23 protein-coding genes and 4 pseudogenes are annotated in these 26,191 nt (G+C 71.3%); 14 read left to right on the top strand and 13 right to left on the bottom strand.

All coding sequences use genetic code 11. The features are described from left to right. Positions 1-258: 258 nt before the first annotated feature. The gene (locus ABZZ74_RS17510; RefSeq protein ID WP_356765735.1) at positions 259-1,587 is read left to right on the top strand and encodes an acyltransferase; all 1,329 of its coding nucleotides are present in this window, start codon (positions 259-261) and stop codon (positions 1,585-1,587) included. Positions 1,588-1,610: 23 nt separating this feature from the next. Then, positions 1,611-2,114, top strand: coding sequence for a MarR family winged helix-turn-helix transcriptional regulator (locus tag ABZZ74_RS17505; protein WP_356765733.1), 504 nt, complete (start codon positions 1,611-1,613; stop codon positions 2,112-2,114). Positions 2,115-2,168: 54 nt separating this feature from the next. On the opposite strand, the pseudogene ABZZ74_RS17500 reads toward ABZZ74_RS17505, so the two are convergent. Further along, positions 2,169-2,648 (bottom strand): annotated as a pseudogene (locus tag ABZZ74_RS17500) (acyltransferase); the annotation flags it as partial. 147 nt (positions 2,649-2,795) lie between these two features. Here ABZZ74_RS17500 and ABZZ74_RS17495 point away from each other — a divergent pair. Beyond that, positions 2,796-3,221 (top strand): CBS domain-containing protein, encoded by a 426-nt coding sequence (locus tag ABZZ74_RS17495; RefSeq protein WP_356765731.1) that lies wholly within the window; start codon positions 2,796-2,798, stop codon positions 3,219-3,221. 75 nt (positions 3,222-3,296) lie between these two features. Then, the gene (locus ABZZ74_RS17490) at positions 3,297-4,052 is read left to right on the top strand and encodes a hypothetical protein (RefSeq protein ID WP_356765729.1); all 756 of its coding nucleotides are present in this window, start codon (positions 3,297-3,299) and stop codon (positions 4,050-4,052) included. A gap of 19 nt (positions 4,053-4,071) precedes the next feature. Here ABZZ74_RS17490 and ABZZ74_RS17485 read toward each other — a convergent pair whose 3' ends face one another. Next, on the bottom strand, positions 4,072-4,374 hold the full coding sequence (locus tag ABZZ74_RS17485) for a hypothetical protein (protein WP_356765727.1): 303 nt from the start codon (positions 4,372-4,374) through the stop codon (positions 4,072-4,074). Between the two features lie 169 nt (positions 4,375-4,543). On the opposite strand from ABZZ74_RS17485, the gene ABZZ74_RS17480 reads away from it, so the two are divergent. Further along, on the top strand, positions 4,544-5,194 hold the full coding sequence (locus tag ABZZ74_RS17480) for a phosphoribosyltransferase family protein (protein ID WP_356766073.1): 651 nt from the start codon (positions 4,544-4,546) through the stop codon (positions 5,192-5,194). Between the two features lie 39 nt (positions 5,195-5,233). Here the strand turns inward: ABZZ74_RS17480 and ABZZ74_RS17475 are convergent, their stop codons facing one another. Next, positions 5,234-5,584 carry a helix-turn-helix domain-containing protein gene (locus ABZZ74_RS17475; protein WP_356765725.1) on the bottom strand — a complete coding sequence of 117 codons (351 nt, stop codon included), beginning with the start codon at positions 5,582-5,584 and terminating at the stop codon, positions 5,234-5,236. Positions 5,585-5,716: 132 nt separating this feature from the next. Between ABZZ74_RS17475 and ABZZ74_RS17470 the strand changes: the two genes are divergently transcribed. From ABZZ74_RS17470 to ABZZ74_RS17455, 4 genes are all read left to right on the top strand, one after another. After that, positions 5,717-6,454, top strand: coding sequence for an ANTAR domain-containing protein (locus tag ABZZ74_RS17470; protein WP_356765723.1), 738 nt, complete (start codon positions 5,717-5,719; stop codon positions 6,452-6,454). A gap of 61 nt (positions 6,455-6,515) precedes the next feature. Then, a complete protein-coding gene (locus tag ABZZ74_RS17465; RefSeq protein WP_356765721.1) occupies positions 6,516-7,391 on the top strand; it encodes a fructosamine kinase family protein in 876 nt (291 codons plus the stop codon). 189 nt (positions 7,392-7,580) lie between these two features. Continuing rightward, the gene (locus tag ABZZ74_RS17460; RefSeq protein WP_356765719.1) at positions 7,581-8,648 is read left to right on the top strand and encodes a LacI family DNA-binding transcriptional regulator; all 1,068 of its coding nucleotides are present in this window, start codon (positions 7,581-7,583) and stop codon (positions 8,646-8,648) included. A gap of 164 nt (positions 8,649-8,812) precedes the next feature. After that, positions 8,813-10,864 (top strand): beta-galactosidase, encoded by a 2,052-nt coding sequence (locus ABZZ74_RS17455; protein ID WP_356765717.1) that lies wholly within the window; start codon positions 8,813-8,815, stop codon positions 10,862-10,864. 365 nt (positions 10,865-11,229) lie between these two features. Here ABZZ74_RS17455 and ABZZ74_RS17450 read toward each other — a convergent pair whose 3' ends face one another. From ABZZ74_RS17450 to ABZZ74_RS17430, 5 genes are all read right to left on the bottom strand, one after another. Beyond that, a complete protein-coding gene (locus ABZZ74_RS17450; RefSeq protein ID WP_356765715.1) occupies positions 11,230-12,981 on the bottom strand; it encodes an RICIN domain-containing protein in 1,752 nt (583 codons plus the stop codon). 50 nt (positions 12,982-13,031) lie between these two features. After that, positions 13,032-13,853, bottom strand: coding sequence for a carbohydrate ABC transporter permease (locus ABZZ74_RS17445; RefSeq protein WP_356765713.1), 822 nt, complete (start codon positions 13,851-13,853; stop codon positions 13,032-13,034). Then, the gene (locus ABZZ74_RS17440; RefSeq protein WP_356766071.1) at positions 13,850-14,737 is read right to left on the bottom strand and encodes a sugar ABC transporter permease; all 888 of its coding nucleotides are present in this window, start codon (positions 14,735-14,737) and stop codon (positions 13,850-13,852) included. The genes ABZZ74_RS17445 and ABZZ74_RS17440 overlap by 4 nt, the downstream gene beginning before the upstream one ends. Positions 14,738-14,848: 111 nt before the next feature. Continuing rightward, positions 14,849-16,093 carry an extracellular solute-binding protein gene (locus ABZZ74_RS17435; RefSeq protein ID WP_356765711.1) on the bottom strand — a complete coding sequence of 415 codons (1,245 nt, stop codon included), beginning with the start codon at positions 16,091-16,093 and terminating at the stop codon, positions 14,849-14,851. Positions 16,094-16,122: 29 nt separating this feature from the next. Continuing rightward, positions 16,123-18,039 (bottom strand): beta-L-arabinofuranosidase domain-containing protein, encoded by a 1,917-nt coding sequence (locus ABZZ74_RS17430; RefSeq protein WP_356765709.1) that lies wholly within the window; start codon positions 18,037-18,039, stop codon positions 16,123-16,125. A 219-nt stretch (positions 18,040-18,258) separates the two neighbouring features. Between ABZZ74_RS17430 and ABZZ74_RS17425 the strand changes: the two genes are divergently transcribed. Together ABZZ74_RS17425 and argG are read left to right on the top strand one after the other, a co-directional pair. Beyond that, positions 18,259-19,281: a LacI family DNA-binding transcriptional regulator gene (locus tag ABZZ74_RS17425; RefSeq protein WP_356765707.1), complete on the top strand. Its 1,023-nt coding sequence runs from the start codon at positions 18,259-18,261 to the stop codon at positions 19,279-19,281. A 367-nt stretch (positions 19,282-19,648) separates the two neighbouring features. After that, positions 19,649-21,103, top strand: coding sequence for an argininosuccinate synthase (gene argG / locus ABZZ74_RS17420; protein ID WP_356765705.1), 1,455 nt, complete (start codon positions 19,649-19,651; stop codon positions 21,101-21,103). 238 nt (positions 21,104-21,341) lie between these two features. On the opposite strand, the pseudogene ABZZ74_RS17415 reads toward argG, so the two are convergent. Both ABZZ74_RS17415 and ABZZ74_RS17410 read right to left on the bottom strand, forming a co-directional pair. Continuing rightward, positions 21,342-21,695, bottom strand: a pseudogene (locus tag ABZZ74_RS17415) (SDR family NAD(P)-dependent oxidoreductase); the annotation flags it as partial. A 145-nt stretch (positions 21,696-21,840) separates the two neighbouring features. Further along, a complete protein-coding gene (locus ABZZ74_RS17410) occupies positions 21,841-22,524 on the bottom strand; it encodes a TetR/AcrR family transcriptional regulator (RefSeq protein WP_356765703.1) in 684 nt (227 codons plus the stop codon). Between ABZZ74_RS17410 and ABZZ74_RS17405 the strand changes: the two are divergent. Beyond that, positions 22,523-23,317, top strand: a pseudogene (locus tag ABZZ74_RS17405) (acyl-CoA dehydrogenase family protein); the annotation flags it as partial. The gene ABZZ74_RS17410 and the pseudogene ABZZ74_RS17405 overlap by 2 nt on opposite strands. A gap of 258 nt (positions 23,318-23,575) precedes the next feature. On the opposite strand, the gene ABZZ74_RS17400 reads toward ABZZ74_RS17405, so the two are convergent. After that, entirely contained in the window at positions 23,576-24,421 is an 846-nt protein-coding gene (locus ABZZ74_RS17400; RefSeq protein ID WP_356765701.1) for a helix-turn-helix transcriptional regulator, read from the bottom strand. Between the two features lie 103 nt (positions 24,422-24,524). Between ABZZ74_RS17400 and ABZZ74_RS17395 the strand changes: the two genes are divergently transcribed. Further along, positions 24,525-25,232 carry an SDR family NAD(P)-dependent oxidoreductase gene (locus tag ABZZ74_RS17395; protein ID WP_356765699.1) on the top strand — a complete coding sequence of 236 codons (708 nt, stop codon included), beginning with the start codon at positions 24,525-24,527 and terminating at the stop codon, positions 25,230-25,232. A 1-nt stretch (position 25,233) separates the two neighbouring features. On the opposite strand, the gene ABZZ74_RS17390 is transcribed toward ABZZ74_RS17395, so the two are convergent. Continuing rightward, positions 25,234-25,461, bottom strand: a complete 228-nt coding sequence (locus ABZZ74_RS17390; RefSeq protein ID WP_356765697.1) for a hypothetical protein — start codon at positions 25,459-25,461, stop codon at positions 25,234-25,236. Positions 25,462-25,477: 16 nt separating this feature from the next. Between ABZZ74_RS17390 and ABZZ74_RS17385 the strand changes: the two genes are divergently transcribed. Beyond that, a complete protein-coding gene (locus ABZZ74_RS17385) occupies positions 25,478-26,053 on the top strand; it encodes an acyl-CoA dehydrogenase (protein ID WP_356765695.1) in 576 nt (191 codons plus the stop codon). A 6-nt stretch (positions 26,054-26,059) separates the two neighbouring features. Here ABZZ74_RS17385 and ABZZ74_RS17380 read toward each other — a convergent pair. Next, positions 26,060-26,191: pseudogene (locus ABZZ74_RS17380) on the bottom strand (electron transfer flavoprotein subunit alpha/FixB family protein); the annotation flags it as partial.

Below are 26,191 nucleotides of genomic sequence, written 5' to 3'. Positions count from 1 at the left end.
GCCGAGACGCCCCACGGCTCCCGACGACCGCCGTATGAGAGGAAAACGGCAGTTCGTATGGCATGGCGGGCGATGACCCCATGCCCGTTCGGCAGGCCGGGGCCGGTTCGGGAGCGTCCTGCCGAACCGCCTGGCATATGCCCGCACGCCCGCAGAATGGCCGAACACGGCGTTCCCGATCTCGTCGCGGGCACGGATTGGTTGCGGCCGGGGATTCGCGGAGCGGCCCCGCCGGGGACTCCGGCAGCATGACGAGCCATGGGGAGAGATCGGTACGTCGACTTTCTGCGAGCGTGGGCGATCGTTCTGGTGGTGCTCGGCCACTGGTTGATCACGGCCCTGGTGCACGGCCCGGACGGTTCGCTGGGCGCGCCGGAGCTGCTGGCCACAGCGCCCTGGACCCAGTGGCTGACCCTGCTGTTCCAGATCATGCCGCTCTTCTTCCTGGCCGGCGGACACGCGGCGGCCGGATCCTGGGCGCGGACGCGTGCGGCGGGCGGTTCGGCCACGGGATGGGTGGGACGGCGGGCCGTACGACTGCTGCTGCCGACCGGGCTCTACAGCGGGCTGGTGCTGCTCGCCGTCGGGATCTGCGAAGCCGTCGGCGTGGATCCGGGCACCCTCGCGCTGGTCAGCTGGGCCATGGCGATGCAGTTCTGGTTCCTGCCGGTGTACCTGCTGGTCAGCGCGCTGACGCCGGTGCTGCACGACGCCCACCGACGCTGGGGGCTCGCCGTCCCCGTGGTGCTGGGCGCGGTCGCGGTGGCCGCCGACACGCTCGTGCTCACCGTCCACGCGCCCTTCGTGGGCCTGCTCAATTACGTCCTCGTCTGGGGCGTCGCCTACCAGCTGGGCTTCTGCTGGCGCGACGGACTGCTGACCGGGCGCCGGCTGCCCGCCGCGATGGCCGTCGGCGGCGGGCTGGTCTTCGCGGCGCTGGTCGGCCTCGGCCCCTTCCCCGTCAGCCTGATCCTGGTGACCGGACAGACCCCGAGCAACACCAATCCGCCGTCGGTGGCGATGCTGGCCTGGGCGGTGGCCCAGGTGGGCGCCTGTCTGCTCGCCGCGCCCGCCCTCCGGCGCCTCCTCGAACGCGAGCGGGGGTGGCGGGTCGTGCGGACGCTGGGCGGTGTCAGCATGACCCTGTATCTGTGGCACATGCTGCCCGTGCTGATCGCCGCGGCCGCCTTCTACCTGACCGGCCTCGCTCCCGAACCCGCCCTGAACTCCGCGTCCTGGTGGGCCCTGCGCCTGCCCTGGCTGCTGGTGCTCGGCGCGCTCCTCACCGTCGTCGTGTCGGCCCTGCGTCCTTCGGAGGGCGCCCTGGTCGCACGGTACGAGCACATCCGCCCGGACACCGGCCCGTACCGCGCATGGCTGCTGTGGCCCGGTCTCGCCGCGACCGTCCTCGCCCTGATCCGCTTCGCCACCCGGGGCTTCGCCGAGGACGGACGCGTCCCCGTCCTGGCCGCCGTGGGTCTCGTCCTGGGCACGGCCCTGGTCCTGCTCCACCGGGCCCCGGGCGGACACGGTTCCGTACCTCGACGGCCCGCCGAGACCGAGGGCGCCTTGGAGGAGGCGGCCTGACGGCGACTCCGTAGGGTGTGCCCATGTCCACGACGCCACGCTGGCTCAACGCCGAGGAGCGACGGGCCTGGCTGGCCTACATCGACTTCTCCACCCTGCTCGCCGACCACCTGAACCGGCAGCTGCGGCGGGACGCCGGCATGACGCACGCCGACTACAGCCTGCTCGCCCACCTCTCCTCGGCGCCCGACGGCGTCCTCGGCATGTCCGAACTGGCCCAGCGGCTGAAGATCACCCGCAGTCGGCTCACCCACGCGGTCAACCGGCTGTGCGAGGCGGGCCTCGTGGACCGGCGCGAGGACCCCGCCGACGGCCGCGGCCAGCTCGCCGTCCTCACCGACGAGGGCCACGCCCTGCTGGAGCGGGCCGCCCCGGGCCATGTGGAGGCCGTCCGCCGAGCGGTCTTCGACGCCCTCACGCCCGAGCAGATACGGCAGTTCGCGGAGATCGGCGAGGCGATCAGCGACGCCCTGCACCGCGTCGACGAGGCGGACGACCCGACGGTGCTGCCGTGGCGGCGCCGGTGAGCGCCTGCTGCGCGTTCATCCCCGCAAGGCCCGCACGTATGACTCAGTCGGCCCTCACCTGATGGGACGGCCGAGTCCCGTGCGGGCCGGTTCCGGCCGGTGGACTCCGCGGGGGCGGTAGCCGAGCTCGTCGGAGCGGCCCAGCAGGCCGGCGAGGTACCAGACGACGGCGAGCCACATCTCCGTACCCTGCAGACCCGGTTCGGGCCCCGGGCCGCCCGCTCCGCACCCGAAGCCCTTGCCGTCCTGCCAGCGGGAGAGTGCGGCCGTCAGCTGCCGCTCGGCCCAGGCCCTGATGTCGGCCGTGCGGTAGCCGTCGCCGCGCGTGCCGATCTGGCGCGTGCACAGCCGCAAGGGGTGGGCGACGTCCAGTACGTTGCAGGCGTTGACCTGGCCCGGCCCGAAGTGCCGGGAGTCTCGGGCGTGGTCCAGCACCGTGTCCACGACCCGCTCCGGGGTGGACACCGGCAGCCCGAACTGCGCGAAGATGCCCCGCGTCAGCCGGTAGTAGCCGTTGACGACCTGCAGTCGGCCGTCCAAGGGGCGAAGGTTGGACAGGCGGGCGTCCGGCCGGGAAGTGCGTCGGGCGGATCTTGCCGGGGAGGCGCGGTTTACCCGGGCCGGTGCGGGCTACGCGGCTGGCATGCCACCTGTGCTCCCTCCGGCACCCGGGAGGTCCTCATGAGCCGGAAGATACGAGACGTGATGTCGCCCGGCGCGGCCGCCCTCGAACCCATGACCACCGTGGCACGCGCCGCCCGCGTGATGCGGGAGCGCGACGTGGGTGACGTGCTCGTCGCCTACGACTGCGATCTGTTCGGCGTGCTCACGGACCGCGACATCGTGATCCGGGCCCTGGCCGCGGGACTCGACCCGGAGCACACGACCGTCGGGTCCGTCTGCACCCCGCCACCGGTGGCCACCCTGTCGCCGGACGACACCACCGACCGCGCCATCGAGCTGATGGGCCGGTACGCCGTCCGTCGCCTGCCGGTCGTCGAGCGCGGCGGCTGCCCGGTCGGCGTGGTCAGCATCGGCGATCTCGCCACCACCGAGGACCCTTATGCGGCCCTCGCGGACATCAGCAGGGCCGCTCCCAACCATTGAGCGCACCGGGCGTGAGGGCGTGCCCTCACGGGTAGGCGCACGGTCAGGGACCGCATCGTCCCGCGGGAGACTCCCATGAGCGTTCATCCGCGCCCCAAGTTCGCCCGGGTACGGCTCATCGAACCGCCGCCGACCGGCTATCTGCATCTCGCCGCAGCCGTGGAGCCGCCCCCGGGCGGAATCGGCAGGCCGGGACACAGCCGGGGCAAGTCCCACCTGCTCGACCTGCTGCGGGCCGAGGCGGAGGACCTGGCCAGCCTGACCGAGGTGAAGCGGGCGAGTGTCTACCGGGCCGCGGCCCTCGCGCCCGCCGTCGGCTGGGACCCGCCCGAGGGACTGCACCGCGCCCGCTACGACGTCGTCCTCCTCGTGGAGACCCGGACACCACGCGACATCGCCCCGGTACGGGACAGCGTCGCCTACCGCCGTCTGCGCCGTCGGCTGGAACACGCGGCCCGGGACGTCCACGAGATGACCGCCCGCTGCGCCAAGTGCCTGGCGGACGTGGACCGCGGACACCAGGGCCTGTTCCAGTTCACCTACTTCGTGGCGGAGGACCCGCAGCGCACGGCCGAGCTGTGGGAGCACCTCGTCGGCTGGTACGCAGCCGAGACGGGCCTGGACAACTCGGTGCTGCTCCAGCCGCTGGACGAGAGCGCGTCGGACTACAGCTTCGTCGCCCACGCCCGCTGGGACGCGGGCCTGGCCGCCGTCGCCCTGCGCCAGTTCACCAAGCCCAGCTTCTACCGCTTCCTCGGGCCCACCCTGCGGGAGAACCGCACGGCCGCGATGCCGGTGCTCCACCACCTCGTACAACTGCGGGACCGGTGAGAGGGACTGCCGTGCCGCGTCAGGCGCGGGTGTCCGGGCCCATCATCTCGTCGAGGTGACTGTTCGCGCCCGTGTCGTACGACCGCGGGGTGCGGTGGCGGCGGTGCGCGCCCCCGCTCACCATGGCCAGACCCAGGCAGAACAGCAGCGCCAGCGCCAGGCCGGAGCTGAAGATCGCCAGCGTGTTCATGGTGGCGATGTGGTGGTCCAGCACCGACACCGAGTACTCGGGGCCACCGGACAGGTTGCCGGCGATCGCCAGGGCGGTGAAGGCGCCCGTCGCGCCGAGGAGGAGCAGTCCGAGGAACAGCATCCGAGTCATCTCCTCAACATCCTCACAAGAGGTCGTTCACCAGCACGGGTACCCCCGTCCCGGCGGCCCATGACCCGCACGCGCGATCGGGAGCGGTGCATCGGCCGGGGCGCCCGGGGTAGGCGGGCAGGAGAGTGTGGACGTCGTGCGGGAAGGGGTGACGACCGTGACGACCGCGATGCAGTTCCATGACCGCAGGCACGCCGGGCGGGAACTGGCCGAGCGGCTGCGGATCGAGCAGGAGAAGGGCGTGCTGCCCCACCCCCTGGTCCTGGCCCTGCCGAGAGGCGGTGTCGCCGTCGCCCGTGAGGTGGCGTGGGCCCTGGACGCCCCGCTCGACGTGCTGGTCGTACGGAAGATCGGCGCCCCCTTCCAGGAGGAGTTCGGCGTGGGCGCGATCGCCGGGGACGACGAGCCGCTCTTCGATGAGGACGCCCTGGACCGGTTGGGCCTGACCGAGACCGAACTCGCGCCCGTCGTCGAGCGGGAACGCGAGGAACTCCGGCGCCGCCAGCGCCGCTACCGGCAGGACCGCCCCGCCCCCGACCTGGCGGACCGCACCGTGATCGTGGTGGACGACGGGCTCGCCACCGGCGTCACGGCCCGCGCCGCCCTGCGCTCCGTACGCCGACAGGGACCCGAGCGGGTCGTGCTGGCCGCCCCGGTCTGCTCGCCGCAGGCGGCGGACCTGCTGCGCGCGGAGGCGGACGCGGTGATCTGTCTGCAGCGGCGGGACGACTTCATGGCGGTCGGCCCGTGCTACGAGGAGTTCGAGCAGCTGACGGACGAGGACGTCCTGACGGCCCTCGGCGAGACCGCCGACCACTGACCTGCGCGGCCGTCCGGGCCGACCGCGACCGCCGCTCGCTCAGGCCGAGGCGTGCGGGCGGGCGTTCGGCTGAGCGGTGGTCGTGCGGTCCGCCTCGGCCTGGATGAGCAGCGACAGCAGCGACGCCACCGTGAGGCCGGCCTCGGCCGGATGCCGCAGCACCTTGCTGGGGTCGATCCGGTACGTGTTGGAGCGTCCCTCCCTGGTGTGGGAGAGGTATCCGGCCTGCTCCAGGTCGGCGATGATCTTCTGGACGGCGCGTTCGGTGAGGCGGCAGTGGGCGGCGATGTCGCGGATTCGGGCGCTGTGGTTGTCCGCGATGGCTGCCAGCACCCGCGCATGATTCGTGATGAACGTCCATCCGGTGTGTGGCTCGGGCACTCCATCCATGCCCCCACTCTAGCGACCCAGGTTTCGCGCATTCAAAAACACGTACTGCGTTTCCTGTATTGGTTGACGTATGTGGGTCGAACCGGGGAACCTGGGAGTCGAGGGCGGCCGAGCATACGAGGGAGACACGCCATGCCGGAGCCGGCGCACGCGGCGCGGCCCCGTACGAGGCAGGACGCCGACGACACGACGGTCGGCGGTGCCCCGTCGTCCGTGCCGCCGTGCCTCGCGACGATCCATGTGCTGCCGGTCGGCGAGCGCACGGACATCCGGATCGACGGCGAGCTCGACTTCGGCAGCCGACAGCTGCGGGACCGTCTGGAGGAGGCGCTCGACAACTCGGCCGGAGGCGTCGACCTGGACCTGGGCGAGGTCGCGTTCTGCGACTGCGCCGGGCTGAATCTGCTGCTGGATCTGCGGCGGCGGGCCATGGACCACGGCAAGACGGTGACCCTGCGCGTGAGCTGTCCCTCGGTCGACCGGCTCCTGGAACTGACCGGCGCCCGGGAGCTGTTCCCGCAGGCCGGGCCCGCCTCTCAGAGCGCGGGGGCCACCCCGGACGAGCGTGTCCCGCGCGTGGACGTCGACGGGGAACTGCGCAGGGAGGTCGCCGAGTTACGGCGTGCCATGCGGACCCGGCCCGCCATAGATCTGGCCCGGGGCATCCTGATGGCCACGTTCAACCTGACTCCGGAGGCCGCATGGACCGTGCTCGTCACGGCGTCGCAGAACACCAACACCAAGCTGCATGTGCTGGCGCAGGACCTGGTGGACACGGTGCAGGGGTTGCCGCTGCGCGAGGAGGTCCAGCAGCAGGTGGCGGCCGCGGTCACGCGGGTCCGCCGGGTGATGGAGGCTCCGCCCGCGTGAGGGGGCCCGGGACCTCGACGGTGAGCCTCGCGGCCCCCGGGACCGTCCGGCGGCGCACCGCATGAGCGGACGGGCTCCGGTCGGTGACGGGCCCGGTGCGGCGGTGGTGCGGTTGACCGGGCGCGCGGTGCGCGGTGAGCGCCCGCTGGCCGGTGCGGTCACCGAAGTCGCCCTCGACGGCGGTGGATCGGTGCTGGTGAAGCGGGCCGACGAGGCCGACGCCGTGCGGGCCGAGGCGGCGGGACTGCGCTGGCTGGCGGACGCGGGCACGGTTCGCGTTCCGAACGTCCATGGGTGCGAGGGGAGTTGGCTGGTCACCGATCTCGTACCGCAGGGCCGGGCGACGGCACGGACGGCGGAGGAGTTCGGGCGCGAGCTGGCCGCACTGCACGCGACCGGCGCACCCGCCTTCGGCGCGCCGCCGCCCGACGGACCCGTCGACGCGTACATCGGGCTCGCCCCGATGCGGAACGTCCCCGGCGCCGACTGGCCCCGCTGGTACGCCGAGCACCGGGTGCTGCCGTATCTGCGTGCCGCGGTCGACGGGGGCGTGATCCGCCCCGCCGAGACGTCCGCCGTCGAGCGCCTCTGCGAGCGGCTGCCCGACCTGGCGGGTCCTGCCGAACCCCCCGCCCGGCTGCACGGCGACCTGTGGAACGGCAATGTGCTCTGGGGTGCCGACGGCCACGCCTGGCTGATCGACCCGGCCGCGCACGGCGGCCACCGGGAGACCGACCTCGCGATGCTCCACCTCTTCGGCTGCCCGCACCTGGACCATGTCCTGGACGGCTACCGACAGGCCGCGCCGCTGGCGGACGGCTGGCGCGACCGCGTCGGGCTGCACCAGCTCTTTCCCCTGCTGGTCCACGCCGTGCTGTTCGGCCGCTCCTACGCCGAGCAGGCCCTCGCGGTCACCCGGGCTGCGCTCGCGCGATGACCCGGAACCGACGTCGGCGGCTTCGTCTCCGAACAGACCCATTGTCCGTACGGACCCATGTCCGTACAGAGCCATTGACGCGGCCCTCGTTCTTCCCGACACTGGCGTGACTACGTAGTCAAAGCGGCCACCCCCGCGGCCGGGCTCGATTGACTACGTAGTCACGCCAGGGAATCCGCGGGAGAGCGTATGGCCACAAGTAGAACCGAGGGGATCCCGGACGGTTCCGGGCGCCGTCGTCGCGGCCCCGGCATGACCGAGGTCGCCCGCGCGGCCGGCGTCTCACAGAAGACCGTGTCACGGGTGGTCAACGGGGAACCGCACGTCAGCCCCGAGGTGCGCGACCGCGTGCTGAGGGTCATCGAGGAACTGGACTACCGCCCGAACAACGCGGCGCGCGCCCTGCTCCTGGGCCGCTACCGGCGCATCGGCGTCGTCTCCCTGGGCACCGCCCTGTACGGCCCCTCGACCCTGCTCATCGCGCTGGAACGGGCGATGCAGCGGGCGGGCTACTCCTTCGCCGTGGCCAGCACCCTGGAAGGGCAGCGCGTCCCGGTCGCCGTCGAGGCGCTGCTGGGACAGGGCGTCGACGGCATCATCCTGTCCGAGCCCATCGACGACGGCACCCCGCTCAGAATCAGCGCGGACGTACCCGTCGTCAGCCTCGCCGAGGGGCTGGAACAGACCGGCGGCGTCAGTGCGGTGGTCGGCGCCGACGGCGCCCTCGCCGCGCGGATCGCCACCGAGCACCTGCTCTCCCTGGGCCACCGCACCGTCTGGCACATCCCCGGTCCGCAGGACTGGTGGGCCGCCCGTGACCGTGTACGGGGCTGGCGCGAGGCCCTCGCCGCCGCCGGCGCGAGCGAACCGCCCCTGCCCGAGGCCGGCGACTGGACCCCGGCCTCCGGGTACGCCGCAGGACGGCGGCTCGCCCGACTCCCGGACGTCACCGCCGTGTTCGCCGCCAACGACGACATGGCCATCGGTGCGCTGCGGGCGTTCGCCGAAGCGGGAGTGTCCGTCCCGGACGGGGTGAGCGTCGTCGGCTTCGACGACATCCCCGCCGCCGCCTACCTCTCACCGCCCCTGACCACCGTCCGACAGGACTTCACCGTCATCGCCGAGCGCGCGATCGACGTGCTCGTCGCCATGATCGAAGGACGGCCCACTCCCAACGAACCCAGCGCCCCCGCCGTTGAGTTGACCGTACGGGCCTCCACCGGACCGGCCCGCAGACCCGCACCGCCCCGCCGCTGACCCCCCGGCCGAACGGCCCCGGCACCCCAGCCGCGGGCCCGGACAGCCCTGCCCGCGTGCGCCGCCCGGGACGGTCGCGCACGCGCACACAAAACAGCTCCTCGAAGGACTGTCCACGGGCGCCGTCAAGGGCTGACGTCCCGTCAATCACCATTTGGAGAACCATGTTCCCGCTTCCTCGCCGCGTTCTGTTCGGCGCCGCCTACTACCACGAGTACCAGCCCCACGAGCGGCTGAAGGACGACCTCGACCTGATGGCCGAGGCGCGTTTCACGGTCATCCGGGTCGGCGAATCGGTGTGGTCTACCTGGGAGCCGGAGAACGGACGGTTCGACCTGGACTGGCTCCAGCCGGTGCTCGACGGCGCGCACGAGCGGGGCATCTCGGTGATCCTGGGCACGCCGACGTACGCCGTGCCGCCGTGGCTGGCCCGCCAGTACCCGGAGATCACCGGGGAGGTCCGCACGGGTGAGCGCATCGGCTGGGGCGCCCGGCAGGAGGTCGACATCACCCACCCGGCGTTCCGCTTCCACGCCGAGCGGATCATCCGCAAGGTCGTCGCCCGGTACGCCGATCACCCGGCCGTGATCGGCTTCCAGGTCGACAACGAACCGGGCCTGCATCTCCTGCACAACCATGGCGTGTTCCAGCGCTTCACCGACGAACTCCGCGCGCGGTACGGCGATGTGGAGACCCTCAACCGGGAGTGGGGGCTGGTCTACTGGTCGCACCGGCTGTCCACCTGGGCCGACCTGTGGCGGCCGGACGGCAACGCCCAGCCGCAGTACGACCTCGCCTGGCGCCGGTTCCAGGCCCGTCTGGTCACGGAGTTCATCGCCTGGCAGGCCGACATCGTGCGCGAGTACGCCGGCCCTGGCCAGTTCGTCACCACCTGCATCTCCTACGACCGTCCGGGCGTGGAGGACGACCGGCTCACCGAACGCCTCGACGTCACGGCGGGCAACCCCTACTACACGATGCAGGACGCCCTCGCCCTGCCCGACCGGGGCAGCTCCGGCCAGGACTGGACGACCAACGGCACCTGGGCCCTGTACCGCAGCGCCGACCGCATGTACTCCTCCCGCCAGGAGCCGTTCCTGGTGACGGAGACCAACGCGCAGGCGATCGGCTTCTCCTGGAACAACCGGCCTGCCTATGACGGCCAGTGGCGCCAGGCCGCCTGGGCGCTGATCTCGCGCGGTGCCGCGATGATCGAGTACTGGCACTGGCACACCCTGCACTTCGGCGCCGAGACCTACTGGGGCGGCATCCTCCCGCACAACGGCCGGCCGGGCCGCGTGTACCGCGAACTGGCCGCTCTCGGGGCCGAGTTGGAGAACGCCGGGGAGCTGGCGGCCCAGCTGACCCCGGACGCCGACGTGGTGTTCCTCTACGACGGCCCCAGCAAGTGGGCGTTGCAGGGGCAGCCGCCCCTCGCCGACGCGGACGGCGGCCCGGACGCGCGCTCGTACGAGAGGATCTTCGACGCCTTCTACCGGGGCGCCTTCGACGCGGGCCTGCAGTCCCGCATCCTGCACCCGGGCCAACTCGCCGACGCCGACCTGCCTCCCGTCCTGGTGGTCCCCGCCTACTACGCGGCCGACGACGCGGTCCTCGACCGTCTCAAGGCCTACGCCGAGCGGGGCGGCCACCTCGTCCTCGGTCCGCGTACCGCCTACGCCGATCACGAGGCACGGGCCCGCACCGACGCCCAGCCGGCGCGTCTGGCGGAGGCGGCCGGGGTGACGTACGACGAGTTCAGCAACCTTGACGGACCCCTGCCGGTCAGCGGCACCGCCACCCTCGCCCTCCCGCCGGAGGCGCACGCCCTGTACTGGGCGGACGGTCTGCGTCCGCAGGGTGCCGAGGAACTGGCCGGGTACGTCCACCCGCACTTCGGCCGGTGGCCCGCGGTCACCACGCACCCGCACGGCAAGGGGCGTGTCACCCACGTCGGCACGGTCCCCGACCCGGCCTTCGCCCGCGCCCTGTTCGACTGGACCGCCCCGGTCGACTCCTGGCGCCCGGCCCACCCGAGCGTCACCTCGACCACGGCAACCGCCCCGGACGGCCGCCGGGTCCGCTTCCTGCACAACTGGTCGTGGGAGCCGGTGTCCGTGCCCGTGCCCGGGCCCCTGCGGGACGTGCTGTCGGACACCGTGTACGACGACGGTGTGCCACTGGGCCCCTGGGACGTGAAGGTGCTCGAGGAGTGAACGCGGTACCAGTCCGAGTCACCTGTCCGGTTCCTGTGAAGGAGTCCTTCGCCGCCGACGGCGGTCCGCTGACCTGGCCCGCACACCGCCTGCTGCCGGCCAAGGAGTACGACCTCACCGGCGCCCGTATTCCGGCCGAGAAGGCCGTCGCCCTGGGGCTGGCCAACCATGTGGTGGCCGACCGCCGGCCGAGGCGACGGCCTGCGCGAAACGGATCGCCGGGCTGCCGAGGCAGGCGGCGGAGAGCACCAAACGCGTCCTCAACACGCATCTGGAACGCGCGGTGCTCGCCACCCTCGACTACGCCACGAGCGCCGAGGAACAGTCCTTCCAGACCGACGACTTCCGCGACACGCTGGCCCGGCTCACCGGGAAGTGAGCTTCCACAGATGGTCAGCCGTGCCGTTGTCGTCCCACTGCAGGACCTGGGCGCCGGAGGACGTGCTCATGTTGTTCACGCCGAGCAGCAGTCCGCTGTTGTAGTTGGCGATCTTGTAGTAGCCGGCGCCGTCCGGGATGAGCTGCCAGAGGTGGTCGGCGGTTCCGTTGTCGCCCCAGATCAGGGCGGTGCCGCCGTCGCCGGTGCTCATGGCGTTGATGCCGAGCAGCAGCCCGCTCGCCTGCTGCTGGATCTTGTACAGGCCCTTCCCGGCGGCCACGAGGGTCCAGTTCTGGTCGGTGCCCGTGGTGGACGTGGCCTGGACGACCGAGGTGCCCTGGACGGTGCCCGCGCCGCTGGTGTCGAGGGCGAGGCCGCTGTTCTTGTTGGTGATCTGGTACCGCCCGGCCAGTGAGGTGCTGGTGCCGCTGGGGGTGATGACCAGGTGGTAGCCGTCGGAGGCATTCATCGTGACGGGCACGGTGATGGAGCCGTTGCTGACCGGGTAGTCGGTGTCCGAGACGGTGAGCGGCCCGGAGACCGCCGTCGTACGGCCCTTCGAGGGGGTGTACTCCAGCTTGACGTGCACCGTGCTGCCGAAGGCCGACAGCGAGGACAGGCCGGTGACGGTGACGGCGCAGGAGCCGGTGCAGCCGCCGGCGACGACGCTGATCTGGTTGCCGGCCCCGTTCCGGGCGGCGAAGCCGTCGATGCCGGTCTGCGCCGGAGGAGTGGTGACGACCATGTTCCCGGACATGTCGCCGTACCACTTGTAGAGCCAGTACGCGCCGTTCGGTGAGCCGCCGGTGTCGGTCAGGGTGTCGCCGAGGGTGCCGTAGTGGTTCCAGAAGGCCAGCTCGGCGTCGTGCACTCCGGCCCGCTCGAACTTGGCGACATAGCCGACGAGCGGTCCCGGCACGCCGACCTCGCTCGTGGTGCCGTACTCCTCGATGGCGATGGGGCGCGGGCTGATGCCCAGGCTGGTCTCCAGTGCGCGGTAGGCGGAGACATGCGCGGCGATGTTCTGCGAACCCTGCAGCTCGTGCCAGGAGATGATGTCCGGCACGGTGCCGCTCGCCTTGGCGTCGGTGAGGAACGTGCTCATCCAGGACTGGTTCCAGGCCGAGTAACTCGGGCCCTGGATCGGCGTCCTGGTGTCCTTCGCCCGGACCTCCTGGTAGGTGCGCGCCCACCCCGCGTCGAAGGCGCCCGCGTGGGTGGTGTCCCACGTCCAGTCGGGCTCGTTCCACAGTTCGTACGCCGCGATGTTCGTGGCGCCGGAGGACTGCACGGACGCGACCTGCTTGTCCACGGCGGACAGCCAGTCGCTCCAACTCACCCACTTGTAGGGGAAGTTCGGGTACCAGTCCGGCATGCGTACGACGACCTTGGCGCCGGCGTTCGCCGCCTTGGCGGCCACCACCAGGGCGTCGCCCGCGGGCTTGGGCTCTCCGTTGGGCAACTGGGAGCCGCCCGGGGCCATCTGGACGAAGGTGTTCGGCTTGAGCGGGGTGACCAGGCTGTCGGCCGGGGTGCTCGCGTCGGCGAGGCCGTAGAGGCTGCCGGTCGCCACATGGGTGACGGAGCGGAGGGTCTGGTCGGCGTTGACGACGAGGGTGGTCGAGGAGGTGGGGGCGGCCTGGGCCGGTGCGGCGGTGGCGAGGGCGGCCGCGGTGAGGGTGGCGGCGCCGAGGACGGCCGTCAGGCGCGCCGGAACGGGGGGTCTTGTGCGGCTCATGACAGAGGTCTCCTCAGGGAGGAAGGGGGAGAGGGGAATCGCGGGTGGTGTCAGTCCTTCACGGCGCCCGCGGTGACACCCGCGGCCACATAACGCTGGGCGAGGACCAGCAGGACCGCTGCGGGGACGGACGCGACGACGGCGGTGGCCATGATCGCGTTCCACTCCTGGTTGTTGTTGCCGATGTACTTGTAGATGCCGAGGGTGATCGGCCTCAGATCGCCGCCGCCGTCCAGGGTGTTGGCGAAGACGAAGTCGGACCAGGCCCACAGGAAGCTGAACAGCGAGACGGTGACGAGGGCGTTGCGGCTCACCGGCAGCACCACCGACCAGAAGGTGCGGAAGGTGCCGGCACCGTCGATCCGGGAGGCGGCGATGAGCTCGCCGGGGATGCCGGACATGAACGCGGTGAAGATCATGACGCCGAACGGCACGGCGATGGTGGAGTCCGCGATGATCAGTCCCCACCAGGAGTTGAGCAGACCGAGGTCCAGGAAGATGCCGTAGAAGCCCATCGCCATGACGATCCCGGGGATCATCTGCGCGACCAGCAGGACGAGTCCGAGCGCGCCGCCCCCACGCGGACGGAGCTTCGCCAGCGAGTAGCCGGCGGGGGCGGCGAGCAGCAGGGTCAGCGCGACCGTGCCGAGGCCGATGAGCAGGCTGGTGCCGAGGTAGGGCAACTGGTCGTCCAGGACGGCCCGGTAGCCCTCGAAGGTGGGGTGCAGCGGGAACAGGTCGGGCGGGTCCTTGCGCATGTCCTGCTGCGGGGTGAGCGAAACGTTGAGCATCCAGTACACCGGAAACAGCATCAACGCGGTGAGGACGAGGCCGACGACGGTGTAACGGCGGCTTCTGGAGCGGGACTTCACGCTTCCTGCCTCCTCTGGACGCGGATGTACAGCAGCCCGAAGACGAGCGCGATGAGGATGAGGATGTTGCCGACCGCGGCCCCGGGGCCGAACTTGGGCAGCAGCGTGCCGAAGCCCAGCTGGTACGACCAGGTCGCCAGGGTCGAGGAGGAGTCACCCGGACCGCCCTTGGTCATGATCCAGATCAGGTCGAACACCTTGAGGGTGTAGACGAGACCGAGGAGCAGCGTGATCGCGGACACCGGCCGCAGCAGCGGGAAGGTGATCCGCCGGAACTGCTGCCAGGCGCTCGCCCCGTCCAGGGCCGCCGCCTCGTACAGCTCGGCCGGGATGTTCTGCAGACCGCTGTAGAGGATCACCAGGTTGAACGGGATGCCGATCCAGATGTTGGCGACGATCACCGACGTCAGCGCCCAGTCCGGCGAGGTCAGCCAGCCGACCGGGCCGACCCCGAGGAAGTGCAGGAAGTAGTTCACCACTCCCGACTCGCTGTTGAACATCCACGACCAGGTCGACGCCGACACGATCAGCGGCAGCAGCCACGGGATGAGGAAGAGGGCACGCAGGGTGGGCGCGAGACGGAAGTGCCGGTTGAAGAAGACCGCGAGGGCGAGCCCGATGACGTACTGGAAGGCGATGGACACGAAGGTGAAGACCATCGTGTGCCGGATCGCCGGGCCGAACGTCGGATCGTCCAGCACCTTCCGGAAGTTGGCCCAGCCGGAGAACGGGGCGTCCCCGGCCACGAAGGAGCGGACGGTGTAGTCGCGCAGGCTCAGGTCGAGGTTGCGGTAGAGCGGATAGAGGTAGAAGGCGCCGAGGTAGGCGAGCAGGGGAAGGACGTAGGCGAACGCGGTCAGCCGACGCCGAAGGGCAGGGGACAGGCGGGCTCCCTGCGGCGCGGCGTCCCGGTCGGGGCGCCGCGCCGCGCCGGTGCGCGGCTTTGCCGCGGGGCGCGGCGGGCCCCCACGGACCCGCAGACTCACGGCCACCGGTCAGCCCTTCCCCGCCGCGGCCTGCGCGGCGTCCAGCGCGTCCTTGGGGCTCTTGCTGCCCGACAGCGCCGCCTGGACCGCGGTCCACATCGGCTGCGAGATGGTCGGGTACTTGGTGCCCAGACCGCCACTGGTGCGGCCACGGGCGGCCGCGACCGCGTCCACCCACGGCTTGAGCTTCGGGTTCTGCTTCACCTGTTCGGCCTGGACCGAGGCCGTGGGGGCGACGTACATCAGTGTGGTGTCGGTGGGCAGCAGGTTCGCGTCGCTGGTCAGACACGTGACGATCTTCTTGCTTGCGGAGTAGCGCCCGGTGTCCTTCTGCACGGGCACCGTCACGAACTCGCCGCCCGTCGGCACGGGCGCCGAACCGCCGTTCTGTGCGGGGATGTTGATGATGCCGTAGCCGAAGCCGGCCTTGTCCGCGTTGCCCAGCTGCCAGGTGCCGTTCTCGCTGAACGCGTAGTCGCCGGTGGCGAACTCCTGCCAGCTGGTCGTCTGGGTGTTCTGCAGGACGTCCTTGGGCGCGTAGCCGGCGTCCACCCACTGCTTCCACAGCGTGAGGGCGGCAACGCCCTTGTCGGAGTCGAGCTTGGTCAGATCGCCGCCCGCGCCCCAGAACCAGGGCAGGAACTGGAAGCTGCCCTCCTCCGTGTTGATCGCGGAGAAGGTGATGCCCTTCTTCCCGGCCCCCTTGACCTTCTTCAGCGCGGCGGTCAGGGAGTTCCAGTCCTTGACGGACGCCGGGTCGACGCCGGCCGCGGTGAGGATCTTCTTGTTGTAGTAGAGGGCGAGGGTGTTGGCGCCGATCGGCACCCCGTAGGAGGCGCCGTCGATGGTGCCCGCGCCGATGATGTTCTTCTGGATCGACGACGTGTTCAGGCCCAGGTCGCTCGTCTTGTTGAGAATCCCCGCCTCCACCAGCGTGGAGACGACCGGGTTGTCGACGAGCATGACGTCGGGTGCGTTGCCCTGCTGCGCGGCCAGCAGCGCCTTGTTGCCCAGGTCCGTGGTGTCGTACGCGGTCCGCTTGAGCTTCACCCCCGCCTTGGTGCCGCACGAGGTCACGAGCTTGCCCCAGGCCGAGGAGGCGTCGAACTGCGGGTAGGGGTCCCAGAAGGTGTACGTCCCGCCGGTCGTGCCGGAGGAGCCGGAGGAACCGGAGCTTCCTCCGCAGGCGGTGAGCGAGGCGAGCGTGCCGACGGCGGCGACGGCGGCCAGGAGAGTGCGGCGGGTGGATATCACGGGTGACCTCGTTGTCGTGGAGAAGGGGCTCAGGAGGTGGGCAGCCAGACGCGCATCGCGCCGTCCTGGCGGTTGGCCCAGGCGTAGTAGGGGATCGCGGTGAGCTCGACGGGGTCGCCGTCCTGCCGCGCGGGGTCGTCGGCGGTGGTGTACGGCCACCAGCCGGCGTCCGGGATGTGCCGGCGCCGGCCGGCCGCCACGACCGTGGTGACGCCGCCCAGCAGGTCGGGGCGGTGCTTCACGGCGAGCGGGCGTGTGGTGTCGATGACGATGTCGTCCAGGCCGCCCCCGGGGTGGTCGACCTGTTCCAGGCAGTGGACGAGCGGCCCGCGTTCGATGGCCACGCAGCCGCGCACGGCGTCCACCCGCGGATCGGCCGCGGTGAGCCGGGGTTCCATGACCAGCTCCAGCACGACCCGGTCCCCGGGCGCCCAGGTCCGCTCCAGCCGCAGCCAGCCGTCCCGCGCGGGGGAGTCGTACGTCTCCTCCCCGCACCGCACCCGGAAGTCACGGCACCAACGCGGGATGCGCAGGGACAGCGTCCAGGGCCGGTCGGCCGGGGTGTCCTCGACGGTGAGGGCGATCGTGCCGTGCCAGGGGTAGTCGGTCTCGGCGCGTACGGCGACCGGGCCGGCGGTGTAGCGGCCGCTGACGTACTGGTGGATCTGCAGGCCGTCGTCGTCGCTCGTGGCGAGGTAGTGCTCCAGGGCGGCCAGCAGCCGCATCACGTTCGGCGGGCAGCAGGCGCAGCGGAACCAGCGGGTGCGGCGCGCCGACTGGTCGCCGCCGGGGTCGGTGTGGCCGTCGCGGACCTGGAGCGGGTTGACGTACAGCCAGGACTCGCCGTCGAGGGAAACACCGGCCAGGAAGCCGTTGAACAGGGTGCGTTCGATCAGGTCGGAGTAGCGGGCCTCGCCGGTGAGCAGGGCCATGCGCCAGCTCCACTGCACGGAGGCGATGGCGGCGCAGGTCTCGCAGTACGCGCGCTCGTTGGGCAGTTCGTACGGGTCGCCGAAGTCCTCCCACTCGTGGTGGGCGCCGAGCCCGCCGGTGAGATGGGTCTTGGTGGTGGTCATGGCCTGCCACAACCGCTCAGCGGCGGACCGGAGTTCGGCCTCCCCGGTCTCGGTGGCCAGGTCGGCGACCGCAGCCAGCAGATACAACTGCCGTACGGCGTGGCCCTCGACGTTCGTCGCCTCGCGCACCGGCACCCGGTCCTGGCAGTAGGCCTCCCCGCCGAGCAGACCATGGCCATGCCGGTCGACGAAGTAGCCGGCGAGGTCGAGGTAGCGGCGCTCCCCGGTCTCCCGGTACAGCTCCACCAGGGCCGTCTCCACCTCGGGGTGGCCGTCGATGCCGTCGATCTTCTTGCCGCTGCCGGGCGGACCGAAGACCGCGTCGAGGTGGTCGGCGAACTTGCGGCCCACATCGAGGAGTTCGGTGCGGCCGGTGGCCCGGTGGTGGGCGACGGCGGCCTGGATGAGATGGCCGGCGCAGTACAACTCGTGGCCCCAGCGCAGGTCCTGGTAGCGCTCGCCGCCCTTGACCAGCTGGAACCAGGTGTTCAGATACCCGTCGGGCTGCTGGGCGGCGGCGACGAGGGAGACGATCCGGTCGACGTCCGACTCCAGTTGCTCGGACGGGCCTTGGGCCAGCTGCCAGGCGGCGGCCTCCAGCCACTTGTAGACGTCCGTGTCCACGAACGGGTATGCGCCCTGGAACTCGCCGTCGGCCGTGCCGGCCGCCAGCCGGAGGTTGTGCAGGTTGCCCGCGGACTCCAGCAGGCCGGGGCCCTGGGGAATGGAGGTCCGGGCGTTGACCTCGCGGCGGGCGTGCCAGAAGCCGTCGGCCACGTCGACCGCGACGGGGCGCAGGGCCGAGTGGGAGCCGGGGCCGAGGCGGACCGGTCCGGTGGGGGAGGGCTGGGCGGAGTTGGTGCGGGGCATGGCTCTCCGAGAGGTCGAAGGCGGGGGAGCGACCGGGACTGAGTAACGGTGTGCGCAACCGTTTTCCTCGCCGTTGAGTAGAGGGCAGGGAGAGGATCGCGGTCAAGAGGTCTGCGCAGTGTTTCTCTGGTTGCTCAAGGACTGGCACTCCAGCGGGCCGCCTGACACCATGGACGGCGCCGAACCCGAGAGGGACGACGATTGAGAAAAGGATTGCTCGTGACGGAAGCCGCTCCGCGTTCCCCCTCTGCCGGACGGGCCAAGCTCGCCGACGTCGCCGCGCTCGCCGGCGTCAGCGTCGGCACGGCCTCCAAGGCGCTCAGCGGTAGCGGCCGGATGCGCCCGGAGACCCGGCAGCGGGTGCTCGACGCCGTGGAGGAGCTCGGCTTCCGGCCCAACCAGCACGCGCAGAGCCTGCACACCGGGCGCAGCTGGACGGTAGGACTGATGACGACGGACGGCATCGGGCGCTTCAGCACGCCCGTGCTGCTGGGCGCCGAGGACGCGCTCGGCGCCGGGAAGATCTCCGTGCTGCTGTGCGACACCCGGGGCGACACCATCCGGGAACAGCACCATCTGCGCAATCTCATGGACCGGCGGGTGGACGGCATCATCGTCACCGGCCGCCGCACCGACCCGCGGCCGTCCCTGCAGGGCGTCGACGGCATCCCGATCGTCTACGCGCTCTCCCCGTCCACCGACCCCTCCGACACCTCCGTCGCCTCCGACGACCGGGGCGGCGCCCGTCTCGCCGTCGAGCACCTGATAGCCACCGGGCGCACCCGTATCGCCCATGTCACCGGCCCGGAGCACCATGCCGCCGCCCGCGACCGCGCCCGTCACGCCCTCGACCTGCTCGCCCACTCCTCGCTGGAGCTCGCCGGCGGGCGCGTCCACTTCGGCGAGTGGAGCGAGGCGTGGGGGCGCCGCGCCGCCGACGCGGTCCTGCGTACGGCACCCGACACCGACGCCTTCTTCTGCGGCAACGACCAGATCGCGCGCGGGGTGGCGGACGCGCTGCGCGAGCGCGGCATCGAGGTGCCCGGGCGGATCGCCGTCGTCGGCTACGACAACTGGGACACCATGGCGCTGGCCTGCCGCCCGCCGCTGACCACGATTGACATGGACCTCACGGAGATCGGCCGGATCGCCGCGCTGAAGCTGCTGGAGGCCATCGACTCCGGGCCGGTGCCGGGCGTGCACACGGTGCCGTGCCGGCTGGTCGTGCGGGAGTCCACGTGAGGCTCATGCGGGGCTTCGCTTGAGGTCTCGGCGGGCGCCGACCGGGACTTCTTCGAGGGCCGACACTGCGACTTCTGTGGGCGCAGGCGTGCTGTCTCTTCGGGGGGCCGACAGTGCGGCTTCTGCGAGCGCAGGCGTGCTGTCTCTTCGGGGGTCGGTGGTGCGGTTTCTGTGGGCGCAGGCGTGCTGTCTCTGCGGGGGGCCGACAGTGCGGCTTCTGTGGGCGCAGGCGTGCTGTCTCTTTGGGGGTCGGTGGTGCGGTTTCTGCGGAACCGGCGGGTGGCCTCCTCGGGGGCCGGTGTGTGACTTCGGTGAGGTCGTGGATACGGGCTTTGCATGACCATGCGAGTTGATGCATACTCTTGCTATGTCCAAGGTCCTCACCTCCCTTCCCGCCGGCGAGCGCGTCGGCATCGCCTTCTCCGGCGGCCTCGACACCTCGGTCGCGGTCGCGTGGATGCGCGACAAGGGCGCCGTCCCCTGCACCTACACCGCCGACATCGGTCAGTACGACGAACCCGACATCGCCTCGGTGCCCGGGCGTGCGAAGACCTACGGTGCCGAGATCGCGCGCCTGGTCGACTGCCGCGCCGCGCTGGTCGAGGAGGGCCTGGCCGCGCTGACCTGCGGCGCGTTCCACATCCGCTCCGGTGGGCGCGCCTACTTCAACACCACGCCGCTCGGCCGTGCCGTCACCGGCACGCTGCTGGTGCGGGCGATGCTCGAGGACAACGTCCAGATCTGGGGCGACGGCTCGACCTACAAGGGCAACGACATCGAGCGGTTCTACCGCTACGGCCTGCTGGCCAACCCGAACCTGCGGATCTACAAGCCGTGGCTCGACGCGGACTTCGTGACCGAGCTCGGCGGCCGCAAGGAGATGTCGGAGTGGCTGCTCGCCCATGACCTGCCCTACCGGGCGAGCACCGAGAAGGCGTACTCCACCGACGCCAACATCTGGGGCGCCACCCACGAGGCCAAGACCCTGGAGCACCTGGACACCGGTGTCGAGACCGTCGAGCCCATCATGGGCGTCCGGTTCTGGGACCCCGCCGTCGAGATCGCCACCGAGGACGTGACGATCGGCTTCGACCAGGGCCGTCCGGTGACGATCAACGGCAAGGAGTTCGCCACCGCCGTCGACCTGGTGATGGAGGCCAACGCCATCGGCGGCCGCCACGGCCTGGGCATGTCCGACCAGATCGAGAACCGGATCATCGAGGCCAAGAGCCGCGGCATCTACGAGGCCCCGGGCATGGGCCTGCTGCACGCCGCCTACGAGCGCCTGGTCAACGCCATCCACAACGAGGACACCCTGGCCCAGTACCACAACGAGGGCCGTCGCCTTGGCCGGCTGATGTACGAGGGTCGCTGGCTGGACCCGCAGGCGCTGATGATCCGTGAGTCGTTGCAGCGCTGGGTCGGCTCGGCGATCACCGGCGAGGTCACCCTGCGGCTGCGGCGCGGCGAGGACTACTCGATCCTCGACACCACCGGCCCGGCGTTCAGCTACCACCCCGACAAGCTGTCGATGGAGCGCACCGAGGACTCCGCGTTCGGCCCGGTCGACCGGATCGGCCAGCTGACCATGCGCAACCTCGACATCGCCGACTCGCGCGCCAAGCTCGAGCAGTACGTCGGCCTCGGCCTGATCGGCACCGGCAGCCCCACCATCGGCGCCTCCCAGGCCGCCGCGACCGGGCTCATCGGCACCATGCCCGAACTGCCCGAGGGCGGCGCCGAGGCCATCGCCTCCCGCGGTGCGGTCTCGGAGGAGGACGCGCTGCTGGACCGCGCGGCCATGGAGTCCGGCACGGACTGAGCCGGGAAGCAGGAGAGGCCGGGTCGTCACCGACCCGGCATCCGCCTTTTCGGGGACTCACTTGGGCGGGAACCGCAGCGCCCCGTCCAGGCGGATCACCTCGCCGTTGAGATAGCCGTTCTCGCAGATGTGCTGGACCAGCGCCGCGTACTCGGGGGAGCGGCCCATCCGCCGGGGATGCGGTACCCACCTTCGCGGCGGCGTAGGGCAGCTGACCGATCTGGCCCTCGTACGCGGCGATCGACGCGATGTTGACGATCACACCCCGGCCCCCGTCCCCGTCCGCCGGTTCCTGGCGGGCCATCGCCGCGGCCGTCAGTCGCATCACGTTGAAGACGCCGGTCAGATAGATGTCGATCGTCCGCCGGAACTCCGCGAGGTCCAGCCGCTCACCGTCCCGGCCGACCAGCCGGCCCCCGCTCGCCGGACCGCCGTGGGTGTCCTCGGAGATCCGCAGCGGTCCCAGGGCCTCCGCCTCCGCGATCGCCGCCCGCATGTCCGCCTCGTCGGTGGCGTCCGTCCCCACATAGCGGACCCCCAGCTCGGCCTCCAGGCCCTTGCCCTTGTCGTCGGCGAGATCGGCGACGACCACGGCCGCTCCCGCCGCGTGCAGCCGGGGGCCGGGGACGGGAGCGGGCGCAGATCGAGGCAGCCGAGCAGGTCGTCCCAGAGGTCACTCGAGGCAAGCGGCATGCCCCGAGCGTAAGCGACGCTTTCGATTCCTGAGAATGCAATTCTCAGGAAGAGTACGCGTCCATCGTGAAGCCGTTCGCGCAGTAGTCCCAGATCTCCTCCGCGGTGATCGGGTGCGCGCCCTCCTGACCGCTGGACTGGGCGTTGAACATGACCGTCTGCATGGTCAGCGCCGCGACCCGCCTCGCCGTGAAGCCCGAGCGCAGCAGGTCCGCCTCCTCCAGCTCCTCCATCAGCTCGGTGAACAGCGCGAGCAGCGGCGCGTTGGCGACCCGCATCTCGGCCGGGTGCGAGACGAGCAGGCGCATGGCGAAGTCGCTGAACAGCGGTCGCTGTCGGGCGGAGAGGCCAGGGCGGGAGATCTCGAACAACTCCTGGACGACGACCCGGACCCGGTCCAGCGGATCAGCCTGCTGGACCGCGAGCGCCCGCAGCTCGTCGGCCGACTTGCTCATCGCGTCCTCGAACAGTGCGAGCAGCAGTTCGTGCTTGCCGTCGAAGTGCTGGTAGAAGCTGCGCAGCGACTGCTTCGAGCGGTCCACGACCTCCTGGACCGTGAAGTCGGTCGTACCCTTCTCGGCCATGATCGCCTGGGCCGCCTCGAGGAACCGCTCCACGCGCTGCTCGGCCCGACGTTTCGCCGCCTGCGTGGAACGCTCGACCGCGCGCTGCTTCCAGGCCGGTTCCGCGGCCGGGGTGCTCACGGGCTGGTCCGCCTCAGGTGCCATGCGGAGAACATTACTGCAGTTTAGCGACAAGCATCCTATGACCAGGCTGGACGGCTCGGATGACGTGAGGGAGACTGCTGATTCTGAAATCGGAGAATGTAATTCTCGCAGTCGGGGGTCCCGATGCTGTTTGAGTTCGACGCCGAGCAGCGGCTGTGGCAGGACGCCGTGCACAAAACGGTCCTCAAGGAGTGCCTGCCGACGCTGGTGCGCGCCGACGACGGCGCCGGACCCGGACCCGCTGTGGCGCACGTACGGGGACCTGGGCTGGACGGAGTTGACGGATCCGGCCGACGCGGTCGAACTGGCCATCGTCCTGGAGGAGCTGGGCCGGGCCACCGACCCGACCCCGTACCTGGCAACGCTGACCCAGTTCGCCCCGCTCGCACCGGAGTTCGCCGCCCCCGGCCGGTCCGGCGCCGCCGTCCTCTCCGGCGTCACCGCGCGCCCCGTCGACGGCGGCCTGCTCCTGGAGGGCACCGCCCGCCACGTACTGGACGGGGACCGGGCCGACCACCTGGGCGTGGTCACCGACGCCGGCGTGTACGTCGTACCCGCCACCGAGGTGAGCGCCGTACGCACCCCCGTCTTCGACCCCCGGCTGCACATCGCCGAGGTCATCTTCCCCGAGGTCCGGGTCACCGAGAGCGACCGCGGCCGGGCCGATCCGGAGGCCGCCCGGCACATCGCCCTCACCGGTCTCGCCCTGACCGTCGTCAGCGCCTGTCGGCGCGCCCTCGACCTGGTCCTCGACCACGTCCGCGGCCGCCACCGGTTCGACACCCCGATCGGCTCCTTCCAGGCCGTCCAGCACAAGGCGGCCGACATGCACGTGGCCGTCGAACGCGCCCGCGGCCCTCGCCTACTTCGCGGCCCTCACCATCGCCGAGGGCGACCCACGGCGTGGCCTGGCCGCCTCCATGGCCAAGGCCGCGGCCGGACACGGCAACGCCCTCAGCGTCAGCGGCTACCCGATCCTGGCCAAGTTGGACGAGATGAAGGAGAAGCTGCGACAGGCATCGGCGTCCGAGCGTTGTCGCACCGCCGGAGGTCAGTGCCTCTCGACCAGGTTCTGGGTGCCGAGGACCGAGATCAGGCGCAGCTTCTCGGCCGCCTCGGTGCCCGGTTCGGCGGAGTAGACGAGGATGTGGAGGTCGTTCGCATCCACCCTGAGCAGATCGCAGTCCAGGGTCAGCAGACCCACCTCAGGATGGTCGATCGTCTTGTGGGAGGCGTCCAGCCGGCCCACCACCCCCGCGTCCCACAGCTCGGCGAACCGCTCGCTCCGGCCACGCAACTCGGCGATCATCTGCCGCAGTTGACGGTCTGCCGGATAACGCGCGGCGGTCGCCCGCAGTTCGGCGACCAGTCCGGTCTCGAAGGCGCGGTGTTCTTCCGGGGTGTGCCGCACCCGGGTCGGCATCCCGGTGAAGGCGCGCCACACGCCATTGCGTTCGAAGCCGCGCAGGGCGGACTGATCGCCCATCAGCGCCGCGTACATCGGGTTGGCCACCAGCAGGTTCATCGCCGCGTCGGAGACGCCGACGGGGGTGTCCCCCAGCCGGTCCAGCAGACGTTGAACGCTGGGGGTGAGGAACGCCGGCACCACCTCCGGACCCGGCGGCACCAGCTCCGCCAGCCGGAACAGATACGTCCGCTCGTCCGCCGACAGCCTCAGCGCCCGGGCCAGCGCCTCGACGACCTGCGCGGAGGGGTTGGTCGCACGGCCCTGTTCGAGGCGGGTGATGTAGTCCGCCGAGATCCCGGCCAGTAGGGCCAGCTCCTCGCGCCGCAGCCCGGCCGCGCGCCGATGCCCGCCGGTGGGCAGCCCGGCCGCGTCCGGGGCGACCCGGTCGCGCCAGCGCCTGAGCGCCTGTCCGAGTTCCGTCGCCGTCATGCCACCCAGTGAACACCGTCGGCCGCATATGTGCCTGGTACCGGCAGTCCCAGGAAGAAGGGTCTTCTGGCTGATCTCGTCGTGCCGGCGGACGCTGGACGGCATGACGACAACACTCATCACCGGAGCGAACAAGGGTCTCGGCTTCGAGACCGCCCGTCGGCTCGTCGCTGCGGGCCACACCGTGTACGTCGGCGCCCGCGACCCCGAGCGCGGACGTCGGGCCGCCGAGCGGCTCGGCGCCCGGTTCGTCCGGCTCGACGTCACCGACGACGCCTCCGTGGACGCCGCCGCCAAGGCGATCGAGGCCGACGGCGGACTCGACGTGCTGATCAACAACGCCGGGATGGAGACCCGGACCGAGGACAACAGCGTGCCGGTCGCGGCGAGCGTCACCGCCGACCACATGCGCACCACGTTCGAGACCAACGTCTTCGGCGTGGTCCGCGTCCTGCACGCGTTCCTGCCGCTGCTGGAACGCTCGCCCGCGCCGGTCGTGGTCAACGTCAGCAGCGGACTGGCGTCGCTGACCCACCTCTCCGACCCGGAACACCCCGCCCACTTCTATCCCGGCATCGCCTACCCGACCTCCAAGACCGCGGTCAACATGCTCACCGTGCAGTTCGCGAAGGCGTACCCCACGATGCGGATCAACTCCGTTGAACCGGGCTTCACCAAGACGGACCTGAACGGCAACACGGGCACGCAGACCGTCGAGGAGGGCGCCGAGATCATCGTTCGGATGGCGCAGATCGGCCCCGACGGCCCGACCGGCGGCTACTTCGACGTCAACGGGCGCCTGCCCTGGTGACTCACATCTGAACCAGCCGGTGCGCCGCCCGCTCCGCGCGCACAGGCGCTCCGGCCTCACGGGTCAACTCCCGTGCGCTGCCCAGCAGTCCGTCCAGGACGACGGCCCGGCGCACATGCCGGTGCAGTGGGTGCTCCGCGGTGAAGCCGATGCCGCCCAGCACCTGCCGGCAGTGCCGTGCCGCCGTCAGAGCGTGGCCGGCCGCCGCCTTGGCCAGCAGCGAACACATCCGCCCGATCCCCAAGATGGGCCGCAACGCCGTCGGCTCAACGAGATCTTCATCGACGGCCTGCGCGTCCCGGCGAGCGCCCGCATCGGCGAGGAGGGCGAGGGCTTCCCGGTACCTCCTCGACGGCCTCAACCCCGAGCGCATCCTGCTCGCGCACGAGGCCCTGGGCCTCGCCCGGGCCGCCCTCGACGCGGCCACCCGCTACGCCCGCGACCGCGTCGTCTTCGGCCGCCCCATCGGCCAGAACCAGGACATCGCCTTCCCGCTCGCCGAGGCCCTCACCCGCCTCGACGCCGCCCGTCTGATGGCCCGCAACGCCGCCTGGCGCTACGACCGGAGGCTGGAGTGCGGCCGCGAGGCCAACATGGCCAAGTTCCTGTGCGCCGACGCCGGCTTCGAGGCCGCGGACCGGGCCGTGCAGACACTGGGCGGCATGGGGTACGCCCGCGAGTACCACGTGGAGCGGTACTTCCGGGAGTCACGGCTCCTGCGACTCGCGCCGATCAGCCAGGAGATGGTGCTGAACTACGTGTCCCAGCACGTGCTGGGCTGCCCAGGTCGCATTGACGCCACCGGCCCGGGCAGCCCCTGAACGCGCTCAGCCCTTGCGGGTGTTGATCTCCTCGGTGAGCTGGGGGACGACGTCGAAGAGGTCACCGACCACGCCGTAGTCGACCAGGTCGAAGATCGGGGCCTCGGCGTCCTTGTTGACCGCCACGATCGTCTTCGA

The organism is Streptomyces sp. NPDC006476, assembly GCF_040612015.1.
Classification (GTDB): Bacteria; Actinomycetota; Actinomycetes; order Streptomycetales; family Streptomycetaceae; genus Streptomyces; species Streptomyces griseorubiginosus_B.
This window is presented reverse-complemented; position numbering and strand designations above follow the sequence as displayed.

Excerpts from the sequence above, each read along its gene's own strand:
- ABZZ74_RS17505 (WP_356765733.1), top strand. The coding sequence starts at position 1,611 with ATGTCCACGACGCCACGCTGGCTCAACGCCGAGGAGCGACGGGCCTGG.
- ABZZ74_RS17465 (WP_356765721.1), top strand. The coding sequence starts at position 6,516 with ATGAGCGGACGGGCTCCGGTCGGTGACGGGCCCGGTGCGGCGGTGGTG.
- ABZZ74_RS17475 (WP_356765725.1), bottom strand. The coding sequence starts at position 5,584 with ATGGATGGAGTGCCCGAGCCACACACCGGATGGACGTTCATCACGAAT.
- ABZZ74_RS17390 (WP_356765697.1), bottom strand. The coding sequence starts at position 25,461 with ATGTGTTCGCTGCTGGCCAAGGCGGCGGCCGGCCACGCTCTGACGGCG.
- ABZZ74_RS17470 (WP_356765723.1), top strand. The coding sequence starts at position 5,717 with ATGCCGGAGCCGGCGCACGCGGCGCGGCCCCGTACGAGGCAGGACGCC.
- ABZZ74_RS17385 (WP_356765695.1), top strand. The coding sequence starts at position 25,478 with ATGGGCCGCAACGCCGTCGGCTCAACGAGATCTTCATCGACGGCCTGC.
- ABZZ74_RS17485 (WP_356765727.1), bottom strand. The coding sequence starts at position 4,374 with ATGACTCGGATGCTGTTCCTCGGACTGCTCCTCCTCGGCGCGACGGGC.
- ABZZ74_RS17510 (WP_356765735.1), top strand. The coding sequence starts at position 259 with ATGGGGAGAGATCGGTACGTCGACTTTCTGCGAGCGTGGGCGATCGTT.
- ABZZ74_RS17460 (WP_356765719.1), top strand. The coding sequence starts at position 7,581 with ATGGCCACAAGTAGAACCGAGGGGATCCCGGACGGTTCCGGGCGCCGT.
- ABZZ74_RS17410 (WP_356765703.1), bottom strand. The coding sequence starts at position 22,524 with ATGGCACCTGAGGCGGACCAGCCCGTGAGCACCCCGGCCGCGGAACCG.
- ABZZ74_RS17480 (WP_356766073.1), top strand. The coding sequence starts at position 4,544 with ATGCAGTTCCATGACCGCAGGCACGCCGGGCGGGAACTGGCCGAGCGG.
- ABZZ74_RS17395 (WP_356765699.1), top strand. The coding sequence starts at position 24,525 with ATGACGACAACACTCATCACCGGAGCGAACAAGGGTCTCGGCTTCGAG.
- ABZZ74_RS17490 (WP_356765729.1), top strand. The coding sequence starts at position 3,297 with ATGAGCGTTCATCCGCGCCCCAAGTTCGCCCGGGTACGGCTCATCGAA.
- argG (WP_356765705.1), top strand. The coding sequence starts at position 19,649 with ATGTCCAAGGTCCTCACCTCCCTTCCCGCCGGCGAGCGCGTCGGCATC.
- ABZZ74_RS17450 (WP_356765715.1), bottom strand. The coding sequence starts at position 12,981 with ATGAGCCGCACAAGACCCCCCGTTCCGGCGCGCCTGACGGCCGTCCTC.
- ABZZ74_RS17455 (WP_356765717.1), top strand. The coding sequence starts at position 8,813 with ATGTTCCCGCTTCCTCGCCGCGTTCTGTTCGGCGCCGCCTACTACCAC.
- ABZZ74_RS17495 (WP_356765731.1), top strand. The coding sequence starts at position 2,796 with ATGAGCCGGAAGATACGAGACGTGATGTCGCCCGGCGCGGCCGCCCTC.
- ABZZ74_RS17430 (WP_356765709.1), bottom strand. The coding sequence starts at position 18,039 with ATGCCCCGCACCAACTCCGCCCAGCCCTCCCCCACCGGACCGGTCCGC.
- ABZZ74_RS17400 (WP_356765701.1), bottom strand. The coding sequence starts at position 24,421 with ATGACGGCGACGGAACTCGGACAGGCGCTCAGGCGCTGGCGCGACCGG.